The 23,192-nt window shown below is 66.8% G+C and carries 24 protein-coding genes; 19 read left to right on the forward strand and 5 right to left on the reverse strand.

What is annotated here, in order from left to right:
* Positions 1-68 precede the first annotated feature (68 nt).
* From JW958_10465 to JW958_10485, 5 genes are all read left to right on the forward strand, one after another.
* A complete protein-coding gene (locus tag JW958_10465) occupies positions 69-1,211 on the forward strand; it encodes a glycosyltransferase (GenBank protein MBN1826680.1) in 1,143 nt (380 codons plus the stop codon).
* Positions 1,212-1,347: 136 nt separating this feature from the next.
* Entirely contained in the window at positions 1,348-2,559 is a 1,212-nt protein-coding gene (locus JW958_10470; GenBank protein MBN1826681.1) for a glycosyltransferase family 4 protein, read from the forward strand.
* Positions 2,549-3,520 (forward strand): glycosyltransferase, encoded by a 972-nt coding sequence (locus tag JW958_10475; protein ID MBN1826682.1) that lies wholly within the window; start codon positions 2,549-2,551, stop codon positions 3,518-3,520. Before JW958_10470 ends, JW958_10475 begins: the two co-directional genes overlap by 11 nt.
* Positions 3,517-4,335 (forward strand): ABC transporter permease, encoded by an 819-nt coding sequence (locus JW958_10480; protein MBN1826683.1) that lies wholly within the window; start codon positions 3,517-3,519, stop codon positions 4,333-4,335. Before JW958_10475 ends, JW958_10480 begins: the two co-directional genes overlap by 4 nt.
* A complete protein-coding gene (locus tag JW958_10485) occupies positions 4,322-5,107 on the forward strand; it encodes an ABC transporter ATP-binding protein (protein MBN1826684.1) in 786 nt (261 codons plus the stop codon). Before JW958_10480 ends, JW958_10485 begins: the two co-directional genes overlap by 14 nt.
* A gap of 57 nt (positions 5,108-5,164) precedes the next feature.
* Here JW958_10485 and JW958_10490 read toward each other — a convergent pair whose 3' ends face one another.
* Entirely contained in the window at positions 5,165-5,578 is a 414-nt protein-coding gene (locus JW958_10490) for a hypothetical protein (GenBank protein MBN1826685.1), read from the reverse strand.
* A gap of 181 nt (positions 5,579-5,759) precedes the next feature.
* On the opposite strand from JW958_10490, the gene JW958_10495 reads away from it, so the two are divergent.
* The 7 genes from JW958_10495 (at position 5,760) to tadA (ending at position 13,817) form a co-directional block, all read left to right on the forward strand.
* Positions 5,760-7,139 (forward strand): glycosyltransferase family 39 protein, encoded by a 1,380-nt coding sequence (locus tag JW958_10495; protein MBN1826686.1) that lies wholly within the window; start codon positions 5,760-5,762, stop codon positions 7,137-7,139.
* Position 7,140: 1 nt separating this feature from the next.
* Positions 7,141-7,638, forward strand: coding sequence for a hypothetical protein (locus JW958_10500; protein MBN1826687.1), 498 nt, complete (start codon positions 7,141-7,143; stop codon positions 7,636-7,638).
* 420 nt (positions 7,639-8,058) lie between these two features.
* The gene (locus JW958_10505; GenBank protein ID MBN1826688.1) at positions 8,059-9,849 is read left to right on the forward strand and encodes a PAS domain-containing protein; all 1,791 of its coding nucleotides are present in this window, start codon (positions 8,059-8,061) and stop codon (positions 9,847-9,849) included.
* Between the two features lie 63 nt (positions 9,850-9,912).
* On the forward strand, positions 9,913-10,302 hold the full coding sequence (locus JW958_10510) for a response regulator (protein MBN1826689.1): 390 nt from the start codon (positions 9,913-9,915) through the stop codon (positions 10,300-10,302).
* A 23-nt stretch (positions 10,303-10,325) separates the two neighbouring features.
* On the forward strand, positions 10,326-11,783 hold the full coding sequence (locus JW958_10515; protein MBN1826690.1) for an HD-GYP domain-containing protein: 1,458 nt from the start codon (positions 10,326-10,328) through the stop codon (positions 11,781-11,783).
* Positions 11,773-12,108, forward strand: a complete 336-nt coding sequence (locus JW958_10520; protein ID MBN1826691.1) for an STAS domain-containing protein — start codon at positions 11,773-11,775, stop codon at positions 12,106-12,108. The genes JW958_10515 and JW958_10520 overlap by 11 nt, the downstream gene beginning before the upstream one ends.
* Entirely contained in the window at positions 12,105-13,817 is a 1,713-nt protein-coding gene (gene tadA / locus JW958_10525; GenBank protein ID MBN1826692.1) for a Flp pilus assembly complex ATPase component TadA, read from the forward strand. Before JW958_10520 ends, tadA begins: the two co-directional genes overlap by 4 nt.
* Before the next feature lie 424 nt (positions 13,818-14,241).
* On the opposite strand, the gene JW958_10530 is transcribed toward tadA, so the two are convergent.
* The 4 genes from JW958_10530 to JW958_10545 all read right to left on the reverse strand — a co-directional run bounded on the left by JW958_10530 (position 14,242) and on the right by JW958_10545 (position 16,689).
* On the reverse strand, positions 14,242-15,138 hold the full coding sequence (locus tag JW958_10530) for a prepilin-type N-terminal cleavage/methylation domain-containing protein (GenBank protein ID MBN1826693.1): 897 nt from the start codon (positions 15,136-15,138) through the stop codon (positions 14,242-14,244).
* 16 nt (positions 15,139-15,154) lie between these two features.
* Positions 15,155-15,556 carry a type II secretion system protein gene (locus JW958_10535; GenBank protein ID MBN1826694.1) on the reverse strand — a complete coding sequence of 134 codons (402 nt, stop codon included), beginning with the start codon at positions 15,554-15,556 and terminating at the stop codon, positions 15,155-15,157.
* 43 nt (positions 15,557-15,599) lie between these two features.
* Positions 15,600-16,199 carry a hypothetical protein gene (locus JW958_10540; protein ID MBN1826695.1) on the reverse strand — a complete coding sequence of 200 codons (600 nt, stop codon included), beginning with the start codon at positions 16,197-16,199 and terminating at the stop codon, positions 15,600-15,602.
* Between the two features lie 67 nt (positions 16,200-16,266).
* Complete coding sequence (locus tag JW958_10545; GenBank protein MBN1826696.1) at positions 16,267-16,689, reverse strand: hypothetical protein; 423 nt, start codon at positions 16,687-16,689, stop codon at positions 16,267-16,269.
* A gap of 220 nt (positions 16,690-16,909) precedes the next feature.
* Between JW958_10545 and JW958_10550 the strand changes: the two genes are divergently transcribed.
* The 7 genes from JW958_10550 to JW958_10580 all read left to right on the forward strand — a co-directional run bounded on the left by JW958_10550 (position 16,910) and on the right by JW958_10580 (position 23,181).
* Positions 16,910-18,127 carry a type II secretion system F family protein gene (locus JW958_10550; GenBank protein ID MBN1826697.1) on the forward strand — a complete coding sequence of 406 codons (1,218 nt, stop codon included), beginning with the start codon at positions 16,910-16,912 and terminating at the stop codon, positions 18,125-18,127.
* Positions 18,128-18,264: 137 nt separating this feature from the next.
* On the forward strand, positions 18,265-18,786 hold the full coding sequence (locus JW958_10555) for a type II secretion system protein (GenBank protein ID MBN1826698.1): 522 nt from the start codon (positions 18,265-18,267) through the stop codon (positions 18,784-18,786).
* A 132-nt stretch (positions 18,787-18,918) separates the two neighbouring features.
* A complete protein-coding gene (locus tag JW958_10560; GenBank protein MBN1826699.1) occupies positions 18,919-20,031 on the forward strand; it encodes a hypothetical protein in 1,113 nt (370 codons plus the stop codon).
* Positions 20,028-20,630 carry a PilN domain-containing protein gene (locus tag JW958_10565; GenBank protein ID MBN1826700.1) on the forward strand — a complete coding sequence of 201 codons (603 nt, stop codon included), beginning with the start codon at positions 20,028-20,030 and terminating at the stop codon, positions 20,628-20,630. Before JW958_10560 ends, JW958_10565 begins: the two co-directional genes overlap by 4 nt.
* Positions 20,631-20,639: 9 nt before the next feature.
* Positions 20,640-21,182, forward strand: a complete 543-nt coding sequence (pilO, locus tag JW958_10570) for a type 4a pilus biogenesis protein PilO (protein ID MBN1826701.1) — start codon at positions 20,640-20,642, stop codon at positions 21,180-21,182.
* 2 nt (positions 21,183-21,184) lie between these two features.
* Positions 21,185-21,739, forward strand: coding sequence for a hypothetical protein (locus JW958_10575; GenBank protein ID MBN1826702.1), 555 nt, complete (start codon positions 21,185-21,187; stop codon positions 21,737-21,739).
* A complete protein-coding gene (locus JW958_10580) occupies positions 21,736-23,181 on the forward strand; it encodes a hypothetical protein (GenBank protein ID MBN1826703.1) in 1,446 nt (481 codons plus the stop codon). Before JW958_10575 ends, JW958_10580 begins: the two co-directional genes overlap by 4 nt.
* Positions 23,182-23,192 lie beyond the last annotated feature (11 nt).

A 23,192-nucleotide genomic window follows, 5' to 3' on the forward strand; every position in this document is an offset into this window, starting at 1 on the left:
GGGCTTCAACGCGTGCGCTCTTTCTCATTCGAAGCCTGGAGACGGGCGGCGCGGAACGCGTTTTTTCCTTGTATGTGAACCATATGGTCGCGATCGAACCGGTGCCGGTTCTGCAGGCGCCGATCGTCTCGGAGGGGAACCGGCTCCGGAAGGGGCTCGTCGCCCGCGCCTCTTTGGACGGGGGCGGTGAAGGGGGCGTTTCCGCCGGTCTCCGCCGCGTTCTCTCCCGACTCCCCCTTTTGGAGCGTCTCGTCGAGGCGCGCCGGATCGCCCGGATCGCCCGGCGAGAGGAGTGCCGGCTCCTCTGCTCCTTCCTTCTGAAGAGCAACCGGGTGGCGGCGCTCGCCAAGCTCTTCTTCCTCTCCGATCTTCCCCTCGTCGTCTGCGTGCACGAGATGCTGAGCCTTCACCTGGAGAGCGCCCATCGTTCCGCGGCGTCGCGCACCCTCCATCGCTGGATCGCCCGCCTCGTTCTCCGCGAGGCGGACCGGATCATCGCCGTCTCCGAGGGGGTGCGCCTCGACCTCACGGAACGTCTCGGCGCGTCGCCGGAGAAGATCGTGGTTCTGCCCAACCCGGTCGACCGGGAAGCGGTCCTGGCCGCCGCCGCGCGCCCCCCGTCCGAGGATCCTTGGGGGGAGGGGGCGGGCGCGAGGATCGTCGCGGTGGGGCGACTCGTTACGATCAAGGGTTTCGACCTGCTCCTTCGTGCGATGGCGGCGCTGCCGGAAAGCCCGGGCGCCCGGCTGGCGTTGATCGGCGAAGGGCCGGAGAGGGGGGAGTTGGAGAACTCCGCCGAGCGCCTTGGGTTAGGCGACCGGGTCCGTTTTCTCGGCGAGCTGTCCCGGCCCTGGACGGTCATCGCTCGGGCGGACCTCTTCGTCCTCCCCTCACGGGAGGACGCCGCGCCCAACACCCTCGCCGAAGCGATGATCCTCGGGTTGCCGATCGTCGCCGCCGACTGCTCGCCCGGCGTCCGGGAAATGCTGGAAGGGGGTGCCGCCGGCCTGCTCGTTCCGCCCGGCGATCCGGACGCTCTCGCCCTCGCCATGGAGCGCCTCCTCGGCGACCGCGCGCTCCGGGAGCGGCTCGCGGCTCGCGCGTCGGAGCGCTCCCGCGCCCACGACCTGGAGGGGGCGGTTCGGCTTTTCGAGGAGATCCTTCTCCCCCTCATGGACCGCGATAATCATTCACGCTCGACCGCCCTTTAGATACGCTTTCAAAAGATCGATAGTAGATAGAGAGCGAATTGCCGGTCTTCGCGCCGGTCCGGGTCCGAAAGAAACCCTTCTTCGGCCGGTCGCGGGGGCGGGCGCCGAGGCGGAGCCCCTCGGGCGAGGCGGGACGATGACAACCCAGTCGCCATCCACGGGGAAAGGAGCGATCCTCGTGATCGCCCCCCAACCCTTTTACGAGGACCGGGGGACGCCGATCGCGGTGCTGCAGCTTCTACGCGCCCTCACCGAGCGGGGGGAACGGGTCGACCTGTTGACCTTTCCCGTCGGCGCCGACATGGAGATCCCCGGCGTCCGCGTGATCCGCGTCGCCAATCCTCTTCGCATCCGAAGCGTTCCGATCGGGTTTTCTTTGCGGAAAGTCCTTCTCGATCTTCTTCTCACGCCGGAGATTCGGCGGCGACTGCGAAGCGGCGCGTACCGCTGCGTCCACGCGGTGGAGGAGTCCGCCTTTCCGGCGGCGCACTACGCCCGCCCCCTCGGCATCCCGGTGATCTACGACATGCAGTCCTACCTCCCGGAACAGATGCGGAAGCATTTCGTTTTTCGCGGTCCCCTCGCCCAACGGGCGCTCCGCCGGTGCGTGCGCCGGCTCGTGCGGCGGTCGGACCGGATCATCTGCAGCAGCGGCTTGGAGGAGCGGGTCCGCGCCCTCGTCCCGAACGCGTGGGTGAGGGAGTGGCGCTTCGCGGGCGAGTTCGCCGAGGCGGTTCCGGCCGAGGAGATCGCCCGCCAGCGGGAACGGCTGGGGATCGGACCGGAACGCCGCGTGATTCTTTACTGTGGAACTTTCGAGTCCTATCAGGGACTGGATCTGCTCGCCAAGGCGATCCCCGAGGTAATGCGCCGCGCGCCGGAGGCGTTTTTCCTCCTGGTCGGCGCGGGAGAGAGAGACGCGCTTCGATTCTTGGGCCTATCGGAAGGGATGTCGCGGAACGGTTCGCTCCGAATCCTCCCTCGCCGGCCCCGCAGGGACCTTTCGGCTTGTCTCGCGCTCGCCGACGTGGCGGTCTCTCCGCGCGCTTTCGGCGACAACCTCCCCCTCAAGGTCTTCGATTACATGACCGCCGGTCTTCCGATCGCCGCCACGGACATCATGGCGCACAGGCGCGTGCTGAACGAAGAGCGAGCCGTCCTCGCGCGGCCGGAAGTCCACGCCCTCACGGACGCCATCGTCCGACTGATCCGGGACCGCGAAGAAGCGGTCCGGCTCGGCGCGGCGGCGCGCGTCTACGCCGAAGCGGAGCTGGGGTGGCCCGCCTTCGTCGGACGCGTCGCCGATCTCTACGAGGGCGTCACGGGGGGCGCGAAGAGTGAGCGCTGACGCCGCGGCCGCGGTTTTTCCCGTCGTTTCGGTGGTGATCCCGGCGCGGAACGAAGAGGCGCGGATCGGCCGAACCGTGCGGGCGGCGCTGGAGCAGCGCCCGGAGGGGACGGAGCTGGAGGCGATCGTGGTGGACGACGGCTCGACGGACGGGACCATCCGCGAGGCGGAGCGGGCCGGCGCGCGGGTGGTCGGCGCGGGCGCTCGCGCCGGGGGGGGACCCGCGGCGGCGCGCAACCGGGGCGCCGAGGCGTCCCGCGGCGATCCGATCCTCTTTCTCGACGCGGACTGCGTCCCCGAACCGGGTTGGCTCCGGGCGATGCTCGATGGGCACCGGTCCGGCGCGGAAGCGGTGGGCGGTCCCCTGGTCCTTCCGCCCGGGGAGTCGATCTCGATCCGGTCGGATTACTACGGCTGCTGCTACCACATGCACCCCCGTCGCCGCCGGGGTCCCGTCCGGCAACACTCTCCCTGCAATCTGAGCGTGAGGCGGGGCGTCTTCCTGAATACCGCCCGTTTCGACGATCGGCGGGCGGTTCGCTTCGCCCATGAAGAGCTTTCCTGGCAGGGGGAATTGGCCGCCGCCGGAGGGACGATTCTCTTCGAGCCCGCGGCGCGCGCGCGCTTCTCCGGGCGGCCCGGTTTCCGGAGCGTTCTCGCGCGGAGCTACCGCTGGGGTCGCGGCGCGGCCGAAGCGAAGGCGGGGCTTCGAATCGTCCGCTGGAGCCGCCTCTACCGTCACCCGCGACTCGTCGCCGTCGCGGGTGTTCCCCTCGGCGCGCTTTCGTTCCTCTACGTGATGGGATGCTGGCTCCGCGCGGGGACGTGGGAGCCGCTCCTCCTCTGGCCCCTGCTCTTCCTTCAGCGGGCCGCCTACGCCGCCGGTTTGGCGCGGGGCGGGCTCGCGGCGGCGAACCTGCGGGCGGACGCCTCGCCCCGCCCACTCGCGAGGGAACGATGAGGGCCGGCGGCGGGTGGACGGCCGCGCTCCGCGCCGCGCGCGGCCGTTGGGAAGGGATCCGCCGGAGCCGGTACCTCCTCCGGAGCTTGGTGATCCGCGACCTGAAGGTGAAGTACCAGCGTTCCTCCCTCGGTTTCCTCTGGACCCTGCTGAACCCTCTTCTCGTGGTCGTTATTCTGACCGCCGTTTTCCGCACCGTGGTGCGGATCCGGATCGAGGGTTATTGGGCTTTTCTCCTGAGCGGTTACTTCGTCTGGAACACGGTGCAGCACACGCTTCTCTCCGGTTCCTACACGCTGCAGGAGCATTCCTCCCTCGCCCGGAGCGTCGCCTTCCCTCGAGAGGTGCTCCTCTTCGGCGCCGCCCTCTCCCGTCTGGTGGAATTTGCCGCCGAGATCCTTCTCGTCCTCGTGGTGATCGTGGCGGCGCATCATCACGGTTTCCCTCCCGGGCTCCTCTTCCTGCCTCTGCTGATCCTTTTTCAATTCCTGATCGCCGCGGGCCTGATGATGCCGGTGGCGGTCCTCTCGACGCGCTTCACCGACGTGCAGCACGCGCTCCCCATCCTGATGACCGCGCTGTTTTATCTCTCGCCGGTGTTCTATCCGGCCTCGATGGTGCCCGATCCCTATCGCGCTTTCTATTTTCTGAATCCCCTCGCCGGGATACTCACCCTCTACCAACAGACGCTCTATGAGGGGCGGATTCCGTCGCCGGCGTTGCTCGGCGTCGTCGCCGCGTCGTCGATCGTCGTGTTCCTCGCGGGGTACGCGGTCTTCCACCGCTCCGAGGAGGCGTGCAATGAACTCCTCTGAGAGTCGCGCCGCCCCCGCGCCGGCGGTGGACTGCCGGGACGTGGTGAAACGTTTTTACTACTACACGCACCGCACCACGACACTCCGCGAGTGGTTCATCCGCGTCGCGCGCCGCCGCCCCGTCGACGTGCGGGGCGCCGAGTTCGTGCTGCGCGGCTTCCGTCTCCGCGTCGATCCGGGCGAGGCGGTCGCGCTCATCGGGCCGAACGGATCGGGAAAGAGCACCGTTCTCCGGCTCATCGCCGGCATCTACAAGCCGACCGAGGGAACGATCCGCGTGGAGGGACGCTTGGCGGCGGTGATGGACCTCGGCGTCGGCTTCCATCCGGAGCTGACCGGCACGGAGAACGCGCGCGTCTCCGGCGCGATCCTCGGCATGAGGCCGGCGGAGCTGGACAGGCGTTTTCCCGAGATCCTCGCTTTCGCGGAGATCGGTGATTTCCTGGACACGCCGGTGAAGTACTACTCCTCGGGGATGCGTGCGCGCCTCGCCTTCGCCGTCTCCCTCGGCGTGCGTCCCGACGTGCTCCTCCTGGACGAGGTTCTCGCGGTGGGGGACGAGAGTTTTCGCGGGCGCTGCCTGGAGAGGCTGCGCGCGCACCGCCGGGAAGGGGGAACGTTGATCCTCACGAGCCACGATCTGGGCGCGGTGACGGAGCTTTGCGATCGAGCGGTTTGGCTCGAAGGAGGGGAGATCCGAGCGGTCGGTCCCGCCTCGGCGGTGACCGAGGCGTATCGGGAGGCGGCGGCCCGGACCGGCGCGGGCGCCTGACCGTCGCCTCCTTGACGGGTGGGAAAGTCGGTGAAGGGAGGATGTGCCTTCCCTCGCTCAGGATCCCGGCGGCCGGTAGATCGCCGCGGTGATCGCCCCGCCCACCAGGTTCTCCACCATGCCGATCACGAACCACATGCCGGCGAGCCAGCCGGTCAGCGGCATGGAGACGTAGCTCCCGATCGCCATCGGCGCGCTGAACAGGATGCCGATAGAAAGGCCGAAGCGGAGCCCCTCGCGGATTCCCTTCCCCTCACGTCCCTTGCTGAAAACGAAGACGAAGAAGACGCAGTAGATCAGCGTCCCGAGCCCCATGAGCGGCATCAGGCGGGACATCTCCTCCGGCGATCTCCACAGGCCGGGCGTCGCTCGATAGGCGTCGCCGAGAAGGACCTCGTGGAAGAGATAGTCGAGGATCATCCAGACGATGAAGAGCACCGCCGACGCGATCCAGAACCTTTTTCCCTTCATGGTTCTCCCTCCTGCGTTCGAGCCCCGACTTGTTGATGCGGCAAGAAACGGTCGCGGGTCAATGAAAATCGTCCGGGCCGCGGCGACGGCCGGAGATTGAGACCGCCAACCGAAGGCGATATAATCGGTTCGGCGGCGAGGCGCGCGGGCGGCCCGCCGCGCGGAGGGAGGGCGGAGCCTTTTGCGTGTTTCCTGGATCGCGATCGCGGCGCTCGGCGTGGGGGTGCGGCTCCTCTTCCTCCTCCTCGCCCCCCATATCGAGCCCCACGCCGACGAGTCCACCTATCTCTATCTGGCGGCCTGCTGGAACCGCTTCGGCGTCTACTCCGATTGGGTCCGCTTTCTCTGGCCGCCCGGATATCCCTTCTTTCTCTCGCTCTTTCTCCGCGCCGCCGGTGGGGGCGGCGTCCTCGCGGCCAAGGCGGTCCAGGTTCTTCTCTCCGGCGTGATCGGCGCATCGGTTTATCGGTTGGGTCTCCGGTTCTTCGATCGCCGCGCCGCCCGCGCCGCCCTCTGGGTTTGGGCGCTCTATCCGCCCCTCATCGGCTACACCCACACCCTCTGGCCGGAGACGCTCTTCCTCGCTCTCTTCTTCTCCGCCTTCGCCCTGATCGCCGGCCCGAACGTCGCGCCCGCGCCGGGCGCGCGGGGGGACGTCCGGCTCCTTCTCGGCGGTTTCCTTTTCGGCGGCGCGCTCCTCGTAAAAGAAGGGGCGCTCCCCCTCGTCGCGGTGATCCTGCTCTGGCTTTTTCTCCGGGAAGGCGCGGGAAGACGCGGCGCCGGCGCCCGCGGCGCGGCGCTCACCGCGCTCGCCGTTCTCGTCGTGATCCTCCCCTGGACGATCCGCAATCACTCCGTCTACGGGAGGTGGCAGCCGGTCGGCGCCACTCTCGGCATGAATTGCTACGTCGGACTGAACGGCACGTATCGCAACCTGGATTATCCGTCGGACATGATCGCCGACATGGTCCGCGCCAACCGGCGCGTCGCGGGCCCCTTCCTCGGCTCGCCCCCTCCCGCGTGGAAGCGCTCCGAAGCGATGAACATCATCGACCGATCCCGGGAGGACACGGCCGCCGGGATCCGATTCGCCCGGGCGAACCCGGGTTACGTGCTCCGCTCCCGAGTCAAACGGATCGCCGACTATCTCTCCCCGACGTCCAATCCGGTGCGCCACTACGCGCTCCGCCTGTACCCCGGCATCCTGAGCGCCGGGCCGGTGCGCCGCGCCTTCGTCCTTTTCGCGCTCTTCGCCTCCGCCGCCGTGACGGCTCTTGCCGTCCCCGGGATCTTCCACGCCGTCCGGCGGCGGGACGGGTGGATTCTCGCGCTCCTTCCGGCGGCGCTCTTTCTCACCGCCGGTCTTCTCGTCGGCGCGTCCCGTTTCCGCGTGCCCGTGCTGCCGGTCCTGATCGTGCTCGCCGGGCGGACCCTCGCGGGAGGGGAGGGGCGCCTCCGTGCGGCGGAGCGGTGGACGATCGCAGCGGCATGGGCGGCGCTCCTCTTCTTCTGGGTCCTGAACTCCGCGGAGCTTTTAGTCCTGCTCCGGAGGGTTTGGTAGCATGACGGCTGGTGAGCGGGCGCCGAGAATCGAGGAAAGAGGGCGAAGCGCGCCGCGCCGGTTTTTCCCGCACATCGCGCTCCTCCTGATCGCCCTCTTCGAGGTCGTGTTCGGTGTCGCCGCGAGGCCGGGCGACGCGGATCTGTCGCGCCTGGCGCGCGAGGGGACTCCCCGCGAAAAGGTGTCGGCGATTTTCATCCGCACGAACCGGGACGTTCCCGCGCCGATCTCGGCGGAGGAGCTCGGCCGCGTCCTCGCCGAGGAGCCCCGCCTCGTCCGGGAGTGGACCATGACGAGCAACTTCTCCCGCTTCGGCCACGAGAAACGGCTCCACGCCTATGCCGATTCCCTCTCCGAAACGCCCCACGGAGCCCGGTGCCGCTTTCTTCTGAATCATCGCGTCGGGAGTTTCGTCTGGGACCACGGCGTGATCCGATACGAGTGGATCACTCTCGACGAACTGGACGTTTTCCTCCGGTCCGAAGAAAACGATCGATAAAGGCGGCGGCCGATTCCCGCGGCGGACCGCTTTCCAAAAAACGACCCTTTTTCACCCGGTCTTTTCTTTTCTTCCCTTTCCGCGCTCCGTCCCCTCGGCCTCTCGCGCCCTCCGCGCATTCCCCGAAAGGGCGCGAAGCGCCCGCCGGCGCTCCTCTCCCCCCGGGGGAGTTTCCCCGTCCTCACGGCGCCCGATGCGCCCCGGGGGTGGAGAGGAAAGCCCTTCCTGCCGATACCGTTAGAAGACAACCCGCGGGAGACCGCAACGTCCCCGGTTTTGCGGCATCTCTCTCGCGAACAGTCCTTTGCGACGAACGACGGCCGAGTGCGGGAGATCATCGAATTGCATCACGAGAAAAATAAAAAAACGACGGACGCCCGCGGTGGAACGCGGTGGGGACTGCGGACGGCGAATTTTCCTATGCGATGGGTGTTCCTGCAAGGAGCGGCGCTTCTCATTCTCGCCGTGGGAACGACCTGGCTGTTGCAGCGAGGGGAGAGCATGGAGGAGTCGAAGAGGCTCACCTCCAAGAGCCACTCGCTGGCGCAACTGCTGGCGCAGGCCGCGGGGCCGGACTACTCCGCCGGTGACTCGGCGCGGCTCCTTCGCGTGCTCGAATGCGCCACCCGTGGCGGGGACCTGCGCGCCGCCGCGATCGTGGACGACACGGGGCTTATCGTCGCGCACACCGATGTCTCTCTCGCCGGGTCCTCGCTCGGCACACCGCTCCCGATCGGCCCGATCGGCGAGCGGGAGAGCGCCCTTCTGTCGATGGAACTCTTCGGCGAAAGCGGCGGGCGGGTGATCCTGCATCCGCTTCTCGGGGCGGAGGGCGTCGAGGGAACGGCGGCACTCCTGTTGCCCGATCCGGATTCGACCGGCCTCTCCGCCGACTGGGTCCGCATGCTTCTTCCCGCCGGCCTCCTGCTGCTCGCCTTCACTCTGGTCACCCAGGGGACCATCCGCTGGGCGATGCGCCCCGCCTCGGATTTTATGAACCGCCTCGCCGGCGCGCTCGAGTGCGAGGAGAAGAACGCCGCCGCGGAGGACGAAAACGAGACGGGCGACGAGTCGGGGATCATGGACATGACCGTCACGCGAGTCACGGCGCTTACCCGCGTCAAGGACGAGCTGATCATCAAGTCCCGGCTCCTCAACTACGAGAAGAAACGGATGGAGATGATCCTCGACGCCTTCCCGGACGGCCTGATCGTCACCGATCTGTTGAAGAACGTGGTGCTCGTCAATCGCCGGGCGTTGAACTATTTGGGTATTAACGACGACGGAGCGGGCGTGCGGGAATTGGAGGGCCATCCCGAGTTCCGGCGGCTCGTGCGCGAGGCCGAGAAGACCGGCCGGACCGTCCTTCCCGTCGAGAAGGGGGCGCGGGAGAGGAATATCCTCTTCAGCCGGATCCCTCTCGCCGCGGGCGAACGGACGGCGGGAACGCTCTACACGATGCGGGACGTCACCGCCCAGGAAGCCTCCCAGCGGGCCCAAGCGGAGTTTCTCTCTCAGGTGACCCACGAGCTGAAAGCGCCTTTGAACACGGTGATCACCTTCGTCGAGGAACTGGCCGAGGGGGAGGATCTCACGCCGGAGGAGCGGAAGGATTTCTGCAACACGCTGAACGCCGAGACGACGCGGATGGCGCAGCTCATCTCCAACCTGCTCCAGCTTTCGCGGATCCAGATGGGGAACCTGTCGGTCCGATTCTCCTTCATCAAGCCCGCGGCGCTGCTGAAGGAGCAGTCCGAGTCGCTCCGGCGCCAGGCGGAGGGGAAGGCGCAACGCTTCACCGTCCGAGTGCCAGAGTACCTCCCGGCCCTCGCCGGCGACAAGGACCTCCTCGGCGTGGCGATCAACAACCTGATCTCCAACGCGATCAAGTACACGCCCGAGGGGGGGGAGATCACGGTCAGCGCACAAGAAGGGGACGGCGCGATCGAGGTGGAGGTGCAGGACACCGGCTTCGGCATTCCCGAGGGGGCGCTGGACAAGATCTGGGAGCGTTTTTACCGGTCGGAACAGGAAGAGGTGCGCAAGCTGAACGGTTCCGGCTTGGGCCTTTCGCTGGTCAAGGAGATCGTGGAAGCCCACGAGGGCGAAATCACCGTGGAGAGCGAAGTCGGGGCCGGCACCCGGTTCCGTTTTCGACTTCCCATCAAGGAAGCCGGCGCCCGCCTGGACGTCGTGGAGACCATGACCTAGGCGAATACGAGCGACCGGCGCATGCATCAACCGGAGCGGTCCGGACCAACGGGGGGAAAGGCAGTGGAGAACTTGCGGGCGTTCATCGTGGACGATGACTCCAGCGTACGGCGGATCCTGGTGCGCAACTTCGAACGGGCCGGATTCACGGTCGCCACGGCCTCCAACGGCCAGGAGGCGCTGGAGAAAATACGCCGCGACGAACTCTACGACATCCTGATCAGCGATCTCCACATGCCGAGGATGGACGGCCGGCGGCTCTGCGAAGCCCTCGCCGAGGAAAAAACCCACCTCCCGGAGTTCATCTTCATCGTCACTTCGCGCGCCCATGAGGACGAGCGGTCCTGGGTCGAGCGTTTCGACAACATACAGCTCGTGGAGAAACCGGTCGGACCCCGGCATCTGCTGCGTCTGGTACGGCGGCGGTTGATGGTGGGAGTCGCGGGCGAGTGAAGACCGGGGAGATGGAGGGGGAAATGACGGATCCGAAGCGCGACGATTTCGCGGGATTCATCCGTGAAGGTTGCGCCGATCTGTTCAGCCGTCTGTCGGAAGCCGTCGACGTTCCGCTCGCGGTGCTGGACGCCGACGGCGACGTGATCCTGTCCTTCCCCCGAGGGGGCGCGGGGACACCGGCCGCGGCCGGCGCGCCGGGCTCCGTCGCGACGATCGACGGCGGAGAGGGAACGCTGGGGAGCGTGGTCACCCGTGAAAATCGAAAGCGGCTGGCGCCCTTCCTGGACAGCCTCGCCGGCGTGGTCGGCGAGCGCTACGGCCTCGAGCGGGAAATCCAACGGATGACCGACGACCTGGCCCAGTCCTACGACCAGGTCGATCTCCTTTACCGGTTCGCCCGCGTGATTCGCCCGAACGACAGCTTCGAGGGGAACGCGCGCCGCCTCCTCGAGGAGACGGCGGACATACTCGAGAACCGCCTTCTGGTCCAGTACTTCCCGCGCGAGGACGTTCTCTCCTGGAGCGCCGGCCCCGGTTTGATCCTGCCGGAATGCCTCCTTTGGTTGACCGACAACCCCAACGTCCTCAAGAAGATCTACGCCGACCTCGCCCGGGACGTGAAACCGGGAGACGCCGAGCGGAACGTCCGTTTCCGGAACCTGGTGGATTCCCCTTACGGGCGCGTGGAGTACGTGCTGATCCCGCTCTGGGTGCAAAGCGAGGTAGCGGGGTACGCCGGTCTCTTCCGCACCCTCTCCGAAAGCGAGCTGGAGACCGGGGAGATCCGCCTCCTGGAGGGATTGGTGGCGGAACTCTCCAACACCGCCACGACACGGGAACTGTACATGGAGCTGCGACAGCTCCTCTTCAACGTGGTGCGGAGCCTGGTGAACACCATCGAGGCGAAGGACGAGTACACCCGCGGTCATTCGGAGCGCGTGTTCCGCATCTCCCTTCTGATCGGAAACCGGCTCGGTTTCCCCGCCCCGCGGATCCAGGACCTTTCCTGGGCGGCGCTTCTTCACGACGTGGGGAAGATCGCGATCAACGACAAGGTGCTCCTGAAGCCGGGACGCCTGACCGACGAGGAATACGAGATCGTGAAGACCCACCCCGGCGCGGGGGTCCGCATGCTGGAGCCGATCGCGCAGCTCAGCAACATCCTCCCCGGCATTCGGCACCACCATGAGCGCTACGACGGGAGGGGCTACCCGGACGGGCTCGCCGGCGAGAAGATCCCCCTGGACGGAAGGATCATCGCCGTGGCGGACACCTACGACGCGATCACGACCGCCCGGCCCTATCGCCCGGCGGGATCCCACGAGAAGGCGGTGGATATCATCCGTTCCGTCGCGGGCACTCAGCTGGACCCGGAGATGGTCCGCGTCTTTCTGGAACTGGCCGCCGACGGCGCGGTGGAGTCTCCGGAACCGGGCGGCGCCCAGCCCGTCCCGATCGGAGGAATCCATGAAGGTTAAGACGAGGGAACTGGGAGCGGCGACCTATCTCACGCCGGACGGCTCGCTGACGGAGGAGAACCTGGAGAGCATTCGGGAGAGCGTCCGGTCGGCGGGCGCGGGCGGCTCGGCGAACCTGGTGATCGACTGCCGCCGCGTTCCCTCCATCGACAGCGGCGGCCTGGAGTTCCTGCAGGACCTCTCGACGGAGATGCGCGACGCGGGCGGATCGCTCCGCCTCGCCAATGTGAGCCCGGTCTGCAAGGACATCCTCGCCCTCACCCGGCTCGACCAGGTCATCCCCGTGTACGAGGACATCGAAAACGCCGGCAGGAGTTTCTTGTGACCGTTCAACCCGCCACGCGACGGGTCCTGCTCGGCAACCTGCTCGTCGAGCAGGGTCTGATCACGGAAGAACAGAAAGAAGAAGCGCTCGCCATCAACCGGCGGTCCGGCCGGCGCCTGGGCGAGGTCCTCGTCGAGAAGAAGTACGTCACCGTCGAGGACATCGCCCGTGCGTTGGCGGAGCGCTCCGGGCTCCCTTACTTCCGTCTCCGCAAGGGGCTCGTCGATCCGCGGATCGTCGATCTGGTGCCGCAGGAGAAGGCGAAACTCTACGAAGTCCTCCCCCTCTTCAAGGTCCACAACAAACTCACCCTCGCCATCGGCGACCCGAACCGGATCTTCGTTCTCGACGTGATCCGCAAGATGACGGGCTGCGAGATCCAGCCGGTGGTCAGCAATCGCGAAGACATCCTCAAGATGATCGACGAATCCTACGGGCTCGATGAGGGAGGGTCCATCGAGGAGGTCCTCCCGCCCCTCGATGAGGGAGAGCTGGAACTCGTTTCGGTGGAGAGCGACAGCCCGGTGGAGGACATCGCCCAGATGGCGGGCGAGAGCCCGATCATCAACCTGGTCAACCAGGTCATTCTGAAGGCGGTCAAGGAGAAGGCGAGCGACATCCATATCGAACCGGAGCACAAGTTCTTCCGGGTCCGTTTCCGGATCGACGGCGTGCTTTACGAGGTGATGCGCCAGCGCCACGACCTTCTCGCGCCGGTTCTTTCGCGTCTGAAGCTGATGGCGAATCTGGACATCGCCGAGAGGCGGCTCCCGCAGGACGGCCGTATCCAGGTGTGCGCCCTCGGCCGGACCGTGGACCTCAGGCTCAGCACGCTGCCGGGCGTGCTCGGCGAGAAGGTGGTGCTCCGCGTGCTGGACAAGGAGAAGGGCGTTCTCAGCCTCGACCAGCTGGGGTTCAGCGAGAGCACCCTCACCGCCTTCCGGGCGCTGCTCGCGCGGCCCCACGGGCTGATCCTGGTGACCGGGCCGACGGGGAGCGGGAAGACCACCACCCTCTACGGCGGCCTCAAGGAACTGAACTGCATCGAGAAGAACATCGTGACGATCGAGGATCCGGTGGAGTATCAGTTCGAGATCATCAATCAGAATCAGGTGCGGGAGGAGATCGGCCTCAGTTTCGCGCGGATCCTCAAGCACACGCTCCGGCAGGACCCGGACATCCTGATGGTGGGGGAGATCCGGGACGCCGAGACGGCGCAGATCGCCGTGCAAGCGGCGCTCACCGGGCATCTGGTGCTCTCGACGATGCACACCAACGACTCGGCCAGTTCCATCAGCCGTCTTCTGGAGATCGGGATCGAGGCGTACCTGCTGGCGCCGTCGCTGATCGGCGTGATCGGACAGCGGCTGGTCCGCACCATCTGTCCGGATTGCGCGTCGCCGTACTATCCGACGCCGGTGGAGAGGGAAGCGCTCGGTGCCGCGGAAGACACCAAGCTGCGGCTCCGGCGGGGTCGCGGCTGCCCGGTCTGTTTCGACTCGGGCTACCGCGGCCGTCTCGGGATCTACGAGCTGCTCGTCGGCGACAACGACTTCCAGGATCTGCTCCTCAAGAATCCGTCGCTGGAGGAGATCCGCCGCTACCAAACCCGCAACGACCTCCCCACCCTCCGCTCCGAGGGAATCCGGATGGTGCTCGAAGGAAAGACCACGCTGGAGGAGGTGGCCCGCCGGGTGGGAACGGATTAGCCCGGAGTTCCCGTCGTCTTCCTGCTGCGGGCTCGAATCCCGGGCGGCACCATCGCGTTTCCGCCGTCGCTTCCTCCACCGTAGCGATGGCTACGCCTCCGCAAGCTCCTCGTCCAACGCGATGTTTCGCCACGGGCCACGATCCCTCGCTACGAAAGACGACGAGAAATCCGGGCCGGCCCGGCATTCCCGTCGTCTTCCTGCTGCGGGCTCGAATCCCGGGCTGCACCATCGCGTTTCCGCCGTCGCTTCCTCCACCTTAGCGATGGCTACGCCTCCGCAAGCTCTTTTCGTTCCCGCACCCGTACTCGTTCACGTACCCGCACACGAAACGCGGATCGACGGGAAGAACCGTGCAGGGGAACGGGAACGTGTGCGGGCGACGGGGATGGGAAAGAATCGAACGGTAGGAACGGCGCGCGGCTCAGTACACGCGCCTGCCGATCTTTTGGACGGTGTTCTCCGGGTAGACCCTCTCGGAGAATGTGAAGACACGGCCGTTGTCGGCGGTGAGGGTGAGGGTGATCTCGATGTACGGGTAGGTATAGTAGTTGTCGTAGTAATAGACGGTACTGAAGCCGGTGACATGATCGCAGAGGACGCCCGTCTCTTGGTCCCAGGTGTGGACCTCCTCGACGCGGCTGGAGTCCGGGTTGAATTGAAAGATGAGGGCGTCCACCGGGTCCTCGTTTTTCTTGTCGTCCTCGTCGTCGTCCTCCCTCCCTTCGCCGTTGTCGACGCCCCCGTCCCCGTCGTCGTCCCAACCATTGATCCCGTCATCGTAGTCGTTGTTGATGTCGGCGCCGTAGTCCTCGTCGATGGTCCCGTCGTGGTCGTTGTCGAATCCGTCCACCGGGTCCTCGTTCTTGGTGTAGGTTTCGTAGTAATCCTCGTCGTCGTCCTCATCGTTGCCGCTCATGTCGATCCAGCCGTCCCCGTCGTCGTCATAGCCTTTGATCCCCGGTTTGCCGTCGTCGCCGACGTCATTCTTGGGATCCTCGTCGACGCGCGGGAAGAGGATGTCGTTGAAGTAGTAGTCGTCGTCGTCGTTGTGGAAACCGGCGACGGCGAGGATGTCCCGGGTGGGGTTGTGGCCGTTGGGGATCATGAGCTGCGTGCAGACGCGCACGTCGCGGGTCATGCGGGCCATCGCGGCGCGCCCCTCCCGGTAGGTGTCGAGGACGCTTCTCTCCGTCTCGCGCACCTGTAATTGGGATTGCACCATCCGGGAGAGGCCCACGGCGAGGATGCCGAGAATGGCGGTGGCGATCACCACCTCGACGAGGGTGAAGCCGGTCGGGCGCTTTCCGCGGCGGCGCATGGGCGTGGCCATCCTCCTAGATCTTGATCCGGTAGGGAAGCCCGTCGAAAACGATCGTCGAGAAGATCACGTCCTCGCACTGGACGAACACCTGCTTGGCGTCGCTCTCCGGGTTGTAGTCGCCGTTCATATCCATCGGGGAGGACCACCAACGGACGGTGTAGGAGTCCCCGTCGATCGTGACCGTTTCCTCGCCGCCCCAAAGACGCTCGAACTTATAAGCGAGAAGCTTCTCCATCCGGCTCCGGGCGGCGGACTCGAACTCGGATTGCAGCATCGTCTCTTCCATCGCCTGCAGGCCGGAGGCGTAGACGCCGAAGAGCGCCGCGGCGGTGAGGCCGAGTATGGTCATGGAGAGGACCGCCTCGACCAGTGTGAAGCCTCTCGCGACTCGTCGCCGCCGTCCGCGCCTCTTCATCTCTCCCGCGTTTTTCACTTTTCTGTGCTTCCCCGTTCTCTCATCAGTCCTTGGCGATGATTTTCTCCAACTCCTTGATTTCCCCGCCCCATTCGAGGAGGCCGACAACGACGGTGTCCCCGCCGAGGGCCACCCGGACGAATCCCGTGGCCGAAGCGTTCCCGAAGGGGTCGAAGGCGACCGTGTCCGCGCCGTCGAAATCGGCGCCGGCGATCTCGGCGCCTCCGAAGCGGGGAACGGACGGGAAGGGGACCCTGTAGCTCCTGTCGGGGCGGAGGGGATGCTCCGCCGGCGTGTAGAAACGGGTCTGCGCCTCCGCGCGGGTCAGATAGGTGCGGTTCGTGTCCAACACCGCCGGGTCGGGGACGATCCTCTCCACGATCATCGAGTCCGTCTCCACGTCGAAAGTGATCCGGCACGGGAGTCCTGTCCGTATAGCCGTAGTCCTCGCGTAAATAAACGCGCTTTCCACTTCCTCCGCCGCGTTATCGAGGTGCGTGTCCTTTAGAAATCCGGAGTAGAAGGGGAGCGCGACGGCGGCCACCACGCCGATCACCGCGACGGTCGCCGCCGTTTCGGCGAGCGTGAAGCCGCATGCGCGGCGGGCTCGCATTCCCTCTCCGCTTTTCGTCGCGCCTTTCATCTCACTCGACCTCCGGCCCGCCCCCCGCGCCGCGCACCCCGCCGTTTCCCAAACGATTGTCGGGATTCTAGTCATCGATGCAGATCACATGGCGTCTCTCGGCGATGCAATCACCGAAAATCCCGATCGCCGCGATCGTGGCGAAAGTGTGGTCCGTGTGGGGCCGCACCATATAGCCGTAACGTCCGCCGAGGACGTTGTGAAAGTTATAGTCGTGCATGGTGTATTTGTTGGGGTCCGCGGTGGCGACGAAAACGGGATCGTGCAGCAACCGCCACATGGCGTGATTGATCGCCGCGTGGGCCAGATAGTCCGCTTGGGTCTGTTCCCATTCTTGATGGGCGGAGCCCGTCTGCAGGCCGACGCGGTTCACGAAGGCGAGAGCGGTCGCCGAGAGGGCCGTCACGAGAACGAGCACCGCCACGTAGGACGCGCCCCGGCTCCCCGAGGCCGCCGCCCCCCTCCTCCTCCGATTTTTCGCCCTCTTCATCGTTTTTCTCGTTTCGCTCCGCCCGGCGAACCGCTTGCCGCCTCGGGCGATACAGTTCTTCCTCTCTCTGATCGGCCCCGCGGGGCCGCGGCTTGACCATCACTCTCCGGGTGCTGGTCCCCGTCCCCTCCAAGCCCTTTTCCGGCAAGGAATTGGTCCGCTCCGAAGCCCCTAAAGTCCGGAGGGGGAAATTCCGATCTTTTGTGTGAGGAGAGCGGAAATGGCGATCGAAATCGCGCAAAACGTGAACGCCCCCGAGAAGGGCGGCGGCAAGGGAACGGCGGAGAGAGCGCAACGCCTTCCGGCGACGCCGGCGGGCGGCCCGGCCGCCGCGAAAGGAGAGAGGGGCGGCGCCGCGCAGTTCTTCGACCGGCTCAATCAGATCCACCTCATGGAGCCGAAGAACGTGGGGCTGCAGGAGCTGGTTCTCTTCACGCAGCAACTCGCCCTCCTCATCGAGACCGGCAACGGTCTCGTGCCGTCGGTGGAAGCCCTCTCGAGACAGGTGGCGTCTCCGCCGCTCCGGAAGGTGCTCGGCAACGTGCACGACAGGCTCGAAGAGGGGAGCGACCTCTCCAGCTGTCTCCAGAAGCACCCGAAGGTGTTCGACAGCCTCTACATCAGCCTGGTGCGGGCCGGCGAGGCGAGCGGGGCGTTGCAGGAGAGCCTCGTCCGGGTCGGCGGCATCCTGGAGGTGCGGCGCCAGCTCCGGAACCGGCTCCGCGAGGCGATGACCTATCCGATGGTCCTGTCGACGATTATGGTGGGGACGGTGATCTTCCTCCTCACCTACATGGTTCCCAAGTTTTCGGAGATTTTCGACGCTCTGGGGAACGATCTCCCCCGGGCGACGTCGATGCTGCTCGGTTTCGCCGACCTGATTCGCTCAAGTTGGTGGCTCCTTCTTCCGATAGCCGGTGTGACGGCCCTGGCGGGCTATCGGCTGTGGAAAACGGAGCGAGTGCAGCGGGTTTGGGACCGGCTCAAGATCGGCACGCCCTTCTTGGGCGATCTGACCACCCAGACCTATATGTATCAAATGTTTTCGAGCCTCGGCCTGTTGCTGAGCTGCCGGGTTCCCCATCTCGAGGCGATCGGCATCGCCCGCCAGGTGGTGCGGAACGCCTACTACCGGGAGTTCTTCGGGAAGCTGGAGCAGCAGGTGCGGGCGGGGCGCGGGATGGCCCAAGCCTTTCAGGAGGCGCCCTTCCTGCCGGAGACGGTCAAGCTGATGGTTTCCACGGGGGAGGCGTCGGGGGCGTTGGACATCGTGATGGCTAAGTTGGCGGAACGCTACAAGGAGGACCTGGAGAGCAATATCCGCCGGCTCAGCATCATGCTCGAACCGGTCATGCTCGTGGTCATGGGATTGATGGTGGGCTTCGTCGCCATGGCTTTCATCCTGCCGATCATGAGGATGTCTCGGGCGGTGCATTAGCCCGGTCGTGCGTCGGATCCCGCCACGGGAAGTCCGCGCGGGACCGGGATGAACAGGGGGAACGGACGGTTTCTTCCATCGAATCGGTGGATGCGACACGTGCGCAAGGACGGAACGTCGCAAGGAGGAAGGATTTCATGACGCGCACTCACGACAAACGGTCGGGATTCACTCTGGTCGAGCTGCTGATCGTTGTCATCATCCTCGGGGTGATCGCGGCGATCGCGATTCCGCAGTTCACCAGCAGCACCGAGGACGCCAAGCTCTCGTCTTTGGACATGAGCCTCTCGGAGCTGCGGAACGCGATCGAGCTTTACTACCACCAGCACGGCGGCGTGTATCCGGGCGAGAAGAAGCACACCGACGGCACGGCGGTCGGGTCGGCGGCCGAAGCCCAGACGGCCTTCGTGAATCAGCTGACGCTCTACAGCTCGATCACGGGCAAGACGGACACCGAGAAAGACGCCACGTACAAGTACGGCCCCTACATCAAGCGGGGGAGTCTGCCGTTGAACCCGTTCAACAGCACGGCGGACGTGGTCTGCGACATCGCCGAGACGGACATCACGAGCGTGGCGTCCGGCGGGTCGGGCGGTTGGAAGTTCTACATCAAGACCGGCCGGCTGATCGCGAACGACGGTTCGCACGACACGAACTAGATCGACGGTTCGGCGCTCGACGTTTGATGGAAGAAACCGTTGCGGCGCCGCCGGTCCCGAGCCGGCGGCGCCGTCGTTCCCGCATCGGCCCGGAGGCGTTTCCTTCCGGGTCGACGGCGTGGTGAACCGACGATGACGACTCCAGCGGCACCGGCGGAAATTTTCGGTCTTCTCCGATTCCACGCGCGCTCCGCGAAGACCGCGGTGGGCGTGGAGGCGGGGGACGACTGGATCCGCGTCGCGAGCCGCCGGGGCCGTTCCGGCGATGAGGCCTGGTCCTTCGCGGCCCTCGGCCCGGACGGAGAGGGGAGCGACGGCGGCGGAGGGAGAAGCGCCGTCCGCCGCGCTCGTGACGAGGCGCGCCGGCGCGGCGTTCCGCGCGGTCCGGCGGTCTGCGCCATCAGCTCGGCGGCGGTGGACATCTTCCCGCTCACCCTTCGGCCCACGGACGCCGAACCCCTCGACGCCCAAGTCGTCCGGCACGCCCGGGATCATCTGGGTGAGCGCATCGAAGGGGCGGTGCTCGATTACGCGGTTCCTCCCGAAGAGGTTTGGCGCCCCGGCGACGACGCGGTCCCCGCGCTCGTCTTCGCGGCGCGGCGCGATCTGGTCGACGGCCTCCTCGACCGCCTGGAGCGCATCGGCCTCCGGGCGGACCGCGTGGTGACGCCGGCCTGCGCGCTCGCCCCGCACGTGGACGGAGCGGCCTCCGGTGTCCGCCATCTACTGATCGCCACCGGCGAGGAAGCGACTTCCGTCTCGGTCGTCGAGAACGGCCACGTTCTCCTCGAAAGGATGCTCCCCTGGGGATTCCGCAGCCTCGTGGAGAGGCTCCGCGGCGAGCTGGAACTGGACGACGCGCAGAGCCGCCTCCTGCTCACCGCCGGGCCGGGACCGATCGCCGGGCAAGACGACGACGAGGAGGACGCCGGTCCGGACGGGGCGATGAAGGGCGCCCTCCGCCAGGTCCTCGAGCCGGAGTATCAGGAACTGGCCCAGGAAGCCTCGGGTTGTCTCGGCTACGCCAACTCCTTCTTCCGTCCCGCCGGAACCGCGGCGGCGATTCTGACCGGTCCTCTGGCGGAGAGCGCCCCGCTCCGGCTCTTCCTCGAGGAGGGGTTGGGAATGCCGGTGCTCGGTCCGAGCGAGGGGTTGCGGCTGCCCGGTTTCCGCGGATCGGGAACGGCGGCCGCCTTCGCCACCGCGGCGGGCTGCGCCCTTTGGCCCGGGGAGAACGGGCGATGACGCGCATCGACCTGATCCCGCCGGAGACCCTCACGGCTCGCGGAATCAATCGTCGGCTCCGCGTTTGGGGGAAGCGGCTCGGCCTTCTCGCGGTCGCCGCGACGGCGCTTCTGATCGGGATGGTGCACGCCGCCGCCGGCGAGGAGGCGCGGCTCCTGAAACTGACCGGGCGGTACTCCCTCCTTCAAGAGCGCGTGCAACGCGCCGAGAGCCTCATAGCCGAGCGGGACCGCCTCGCCCGATACCGCGAGGTGATCGACCGGATCCGAGGGGACCGGACCGCCGTCGGGTACCTGGTCAAGATGGGGGAGACGCTCACGCCGGACGCCTATCTGAGCGGCATGCAGATGAACCTTTGTCCCTATAACGATTCCCGAATTTGGGGCGGGCTGACCGACAAGGGGTGCTCCGCCCATCTTCGTATCGAGGGTCTGGCGCGGGGTCACCGCGAGGTGGGCATGGTGATCCGGCAGATGGCGCTCTCCGGCGAGTTCGGTTCGGTCTCCCTCGTCTCGGTCTTGGAGAAAGAGGGATCCTCCGACGGAAACGTGGAGTTCGAAATCGTTTGCGCGCTCGATCCGGGCGGCGGCGAGCAATAGAGGTATAAAGTGTTTAAGGATCCGAAACAGGTGGACCTTTTCGGCGGGCTGCTCGCGGCGGCGATGATCGCCGGCGCCGCCTTTCTGTTTTCGGTCCGCGCGGTGAAGCCCTACATCCAAACCCGCGCCGAACTGGGCTCCTTCGAGGAGGCGGTGCAGATCCTCTCCGACGCGGAGGGGAGCGTGGATCGGCTCGACGCCGAGATCCGGCGCGTGGGGGCCGAGATCGCCGCGAGTGAGGCCCTCCTCCCGCGGGACCTGAACCTGGATTCCTTTTTGGAGCAACTCGGCGACCTGGCCGCGTCCACCGGAACGCGGATCGAGAAACTGACCCCCTTCGGCGTGGAGGAATACCGGCTTTATCGCGCCCTCCCGTTGGAGGTGACCGTCTCCGGTTCCTTCCTCGCGATCTACGAATTTCTGGACCGGGTGGAGAACGGGGCCCGTCTCAGCCGGATCGAGGAACTGAAGATGCGGGGACGGCGGAGCGAAGGCGAATGCGAGGCGGAGATGAGGCTCGCCCTCTACTTCGCTCACGAGGAGATGAACTGATCATGGCGGGAAGCGGCGGCAAATCGGCGCTCCGGGCGATCGGCGGGCGGCCGATGCTCGTCGGCGCGGCGGCGGCGGCGGCGGTGTTCGCCCTGACCCTCGTGCCGCTCCGCAAGGAGGCGTCGCTCCGCGCGAACCCGGCCGAGGATGCTCAGACCACGTACCTTTCGCTCCTCGATCGAATCGGCGCCTCCGAGGCGGGACCGCTGGCGGAGGGGAAAACCGGGCCCGGCGTCTCCGAGATCGTGGGTCCCGAGGCGCCGGCGGATCGACTCGACAGGGACCTCTTCGCGCCCGCGCGCCGCGGCTCCTATCGTGCCGACGCGGCGGAGAACGCGGCGACTCCGTCGGCCCCCCGGCGACCGGCGCGCCCGCGCTCGCCGGTGCTCTCGGCGATCTGGATCGACGGCCCCAGCCGGCAGGCGATCCTGAACGGTCGGCCGATGGCGGAGGGGGAGGAATTCGACGGATACCGGGTGATCCGTATCGGTCGGGACGGCGTGATTCTGGAACGGGACGGCGCGGAGCTGCGCCTGCCATGGGGAGAAGAGTCGTGAAGACGTTGACCGGACCTCGAAAACGGTACGCCGTCCGGATCGCCTTGGCGGCGCTCCTGGCCGGTTTCGCGCCCGCGGCGATCGCGGCGGACGCCGCGCCGCTGGACGATTCGCCGCCGGCGATGCGGGCCCGCTCGCAAGCATCCGTGGAAGTGGCGTTGGAGGTCGAGGCGGCGGCGGCGGATTCCGCGGAAGCCGCTGGCGGAGCGCCCGCCCTTCCGGACGAGACGGCCGTGGCGGATACATCTCCGGAGGAAGGGGATGGAGGCGAAACCGTCGCGGAGATGCCCCCGCTCCCGGACGAACCGGAGGCGGTCACCCTCTCCGCGAAGGACCTGGATCTCCGCGACCTTCTCAGCATGTTCTCCCGCTCCCGGGGAGTGAACATCGTCAGCGCCGGCGAGGTGACCAGCCGGGTCTCCATCGACCTGCACGAGGTCCCTTTCGATCAGGCGCTCCGCGCGGTCGTCGGCGCCGCCGGCTATCAGCTGACGCACCGCGCCGGTATTTATTACGTGCGCCGCCCCTCCGAGGAAGACGACGGCGCGTCGTTGCTTCGGGACATCCGCACCTATCGCCTCGACTACTCCACGCCGGTGAACCTCATGCCGATTTTGGAGGAGATGCTCTCGCCGATCGGAAAGGTGACCGCCTACGAACCGCTCCGCACGATCGTCGTGGAGGACAGCCCGGAAGTGTTGGACCGCGTGGGCGTTGTGATCGACGATCTGGACCGGGCGCCGCGGCAGGTGCTGATCGAGGCGCGGATCATCGAGGCGCGCCTCTCCAATGACATAAGCGTCGGCATCGACTGGTCGACTCTGTTCTCCCGCGGCAAGGGGAGCGGAAGCGCCGTCGCGGAAGGTTTCGCCGCGCCCGCGGGTTCCGGCACGGAGGGGCTCTTCCTCACCTGGGGGGAGGGGGACTTCACCGCCGCCCTGCAGGGGCTCGAGGGGATCGACGAGCTGAACACCCTCGCCGCGCCCCGTCTTCTCGCCCTCGACGGCAGGGAGGCGGAGATCATCATCGGCGGCGAACTCGGCTTCTCGGTGGTGACCGTGGTGGACAACACGGTGATCCAGTCGGTGCAGTTCCTCGACACGGGAACGCAGCTCAAGTTCACGCCGGTCATCACGGGGGACGGCCACATCCTGATGACGATTCATCCCGAGCTTTCGGACGGCGTGATCGACGAGGGGCTCCCGAGCAAGACCACCGCAGAGGTGACCACGAACGTGCTGATCGGCGACGGACAGACGCTGCTGATCGGCGGCCTGATTCGCGAGCGGGAGGAGTACACCCAGTCGGGTATCCCGTTGCTGAAGCGGATCCCCCTGCTCGGGCTTCTCTTCGGCAAGACCACCCGGTCGACGCAGAAGACGGAGCTGATCACGCTGATCACCCCGCACATCCTCGCGCCGGGGGAGACGATCGTGAAATAGGTGCGGCCGCG

It is taken from the genome of Candidatus Eisenbacteria bacterium, from assembly GCA_016930695.1.
Lineage (GTDB): Bacteria > Orphanbacterota > Orphanbacteria > Orphanbacterales > Orphanbacteraceae > JAFGGD01.

Excerpts from the sequence above, each read along its gene's own strand:
- JW958_10470 (MBN1826681.1), top strand. The coding sequence starts at position 1,348 with ATGACAACCCAGTCGCCATCCACGGGGAAAGGAGCGATCCTCGTGATC.
- JW958_10480 (MBN1826683.1), top strand. The coding sequence starts at position 3,517 with ATGAGGGCCGGCGGCGGGTGGACGGCCGCGCTCCGCGCCGCGCGCGGC.
- JW958_10485 (MBN1826684.1), top strand. The coding sequence starts at position 4,322 with ATGAACTCCTCTGAGAGTCGCGCCGCCCCCGCGCCGGCGGTGGACTGC.
- JW958_10490 (MBN1826685.1), bottom strand. The coding sequence starts at position 5,578 with ATGAAGGGAAAAAGGTTCTGGATCGCGTCGGCGGTGCTCTTCATCGTC.
- JW958_10500 (MBN1826687.1), top strand. The coding sequence starts at position 7,141 with ATGACGGCTGGTGAGCGGGCGCCGAGAATCGAGGAAAGAGGGCGAAGC.
- JW958_10505 (MBN1826688.1), top strand. The coding sequence starts at position 8,059 with ATGCGATGGGTGTTCCTGCAAGGAGCGGCGCTTCTCATTCTCGCCGTG.
- JW958_10515 (MBN1826690.1), top strand. The coding sequence starts at position 10,326 with ATGACGGATCCGAAGCGCGACGATTTCGCGGGATTCATCCGTGAAGGT.
- JW958_10520 (MBN1826691.1), top strand. The coding sequence starts at position 11,773 with ATGAAGGTTAAGACGAGGGAACTGGGAGCGGCGACCTATCTCACGCCG.
- JW958_10530 (MBN1826693.1), bottom strand. The coding sequence starts at position 15,138 with ATGCGCCGCCGCGGAAAGCGCCCGACCGGCTTCACCCTCGTCGAGGTG.
- JW958_10535 (MBN1826694.1), bottom strand. The coding sequence starts at position 15,556 with ATGAAGAGGCGCGGACGGCGGCGACGAGTCGCGAGAGGCTTCACACTG.
- JW958_10540 (MBN1826695.1), bottom strand. The coding sequence starts at position 16,199 with ATGAAAGGCGCGACGAAAAGCGGAGAGGGAATGCGAGCCCGCCGCGCA.
- JW958_10545 (MBN1826696.1), bottom strand. The coding sequence starts at position 16,689 with ATGAAGAGGGCGAAAAATCGGAGGAGGAGGGGGGCGGCGGCCTCGGGG.
- JW958_10550 (MBN1826697.1), top strand. The coding sequence starts at position 16,910 with ATGGCGATCGAAATCGCGCAAAACGTGAACGCCCCCGAGAAGGGCGGC.
- JW958_10555 (MBN1826698.1), top strand. The coding sequence starts at position 18,265 with ATGACGCGCACTCACGACAAACGGTCGGGATTCACTCTGGTCGAGCTG.
- JW958_10560 (MBN1826699.1), top strand. The coding sequence starts at position 18,919 with ATGACGACTCCAGCGGCACCGGCGGAAATTTTCGGTCTTCTCCGATTC.
- JW958_10565 (MBN1826700.1), top strand. The coding sequence starts at position 20,028 with ATGACGCGCATCGACCTGATCCCGCCGGAGACCCTCACGGCTCGCGGA.
- JW958_10575 (MBN1826702.1), top strand. The coding sequence starts at position 21,185 with ATGGCGGGAAGCGGCGGCAAATCGGCGCTCCGGGCGATCGGCGGGCGG.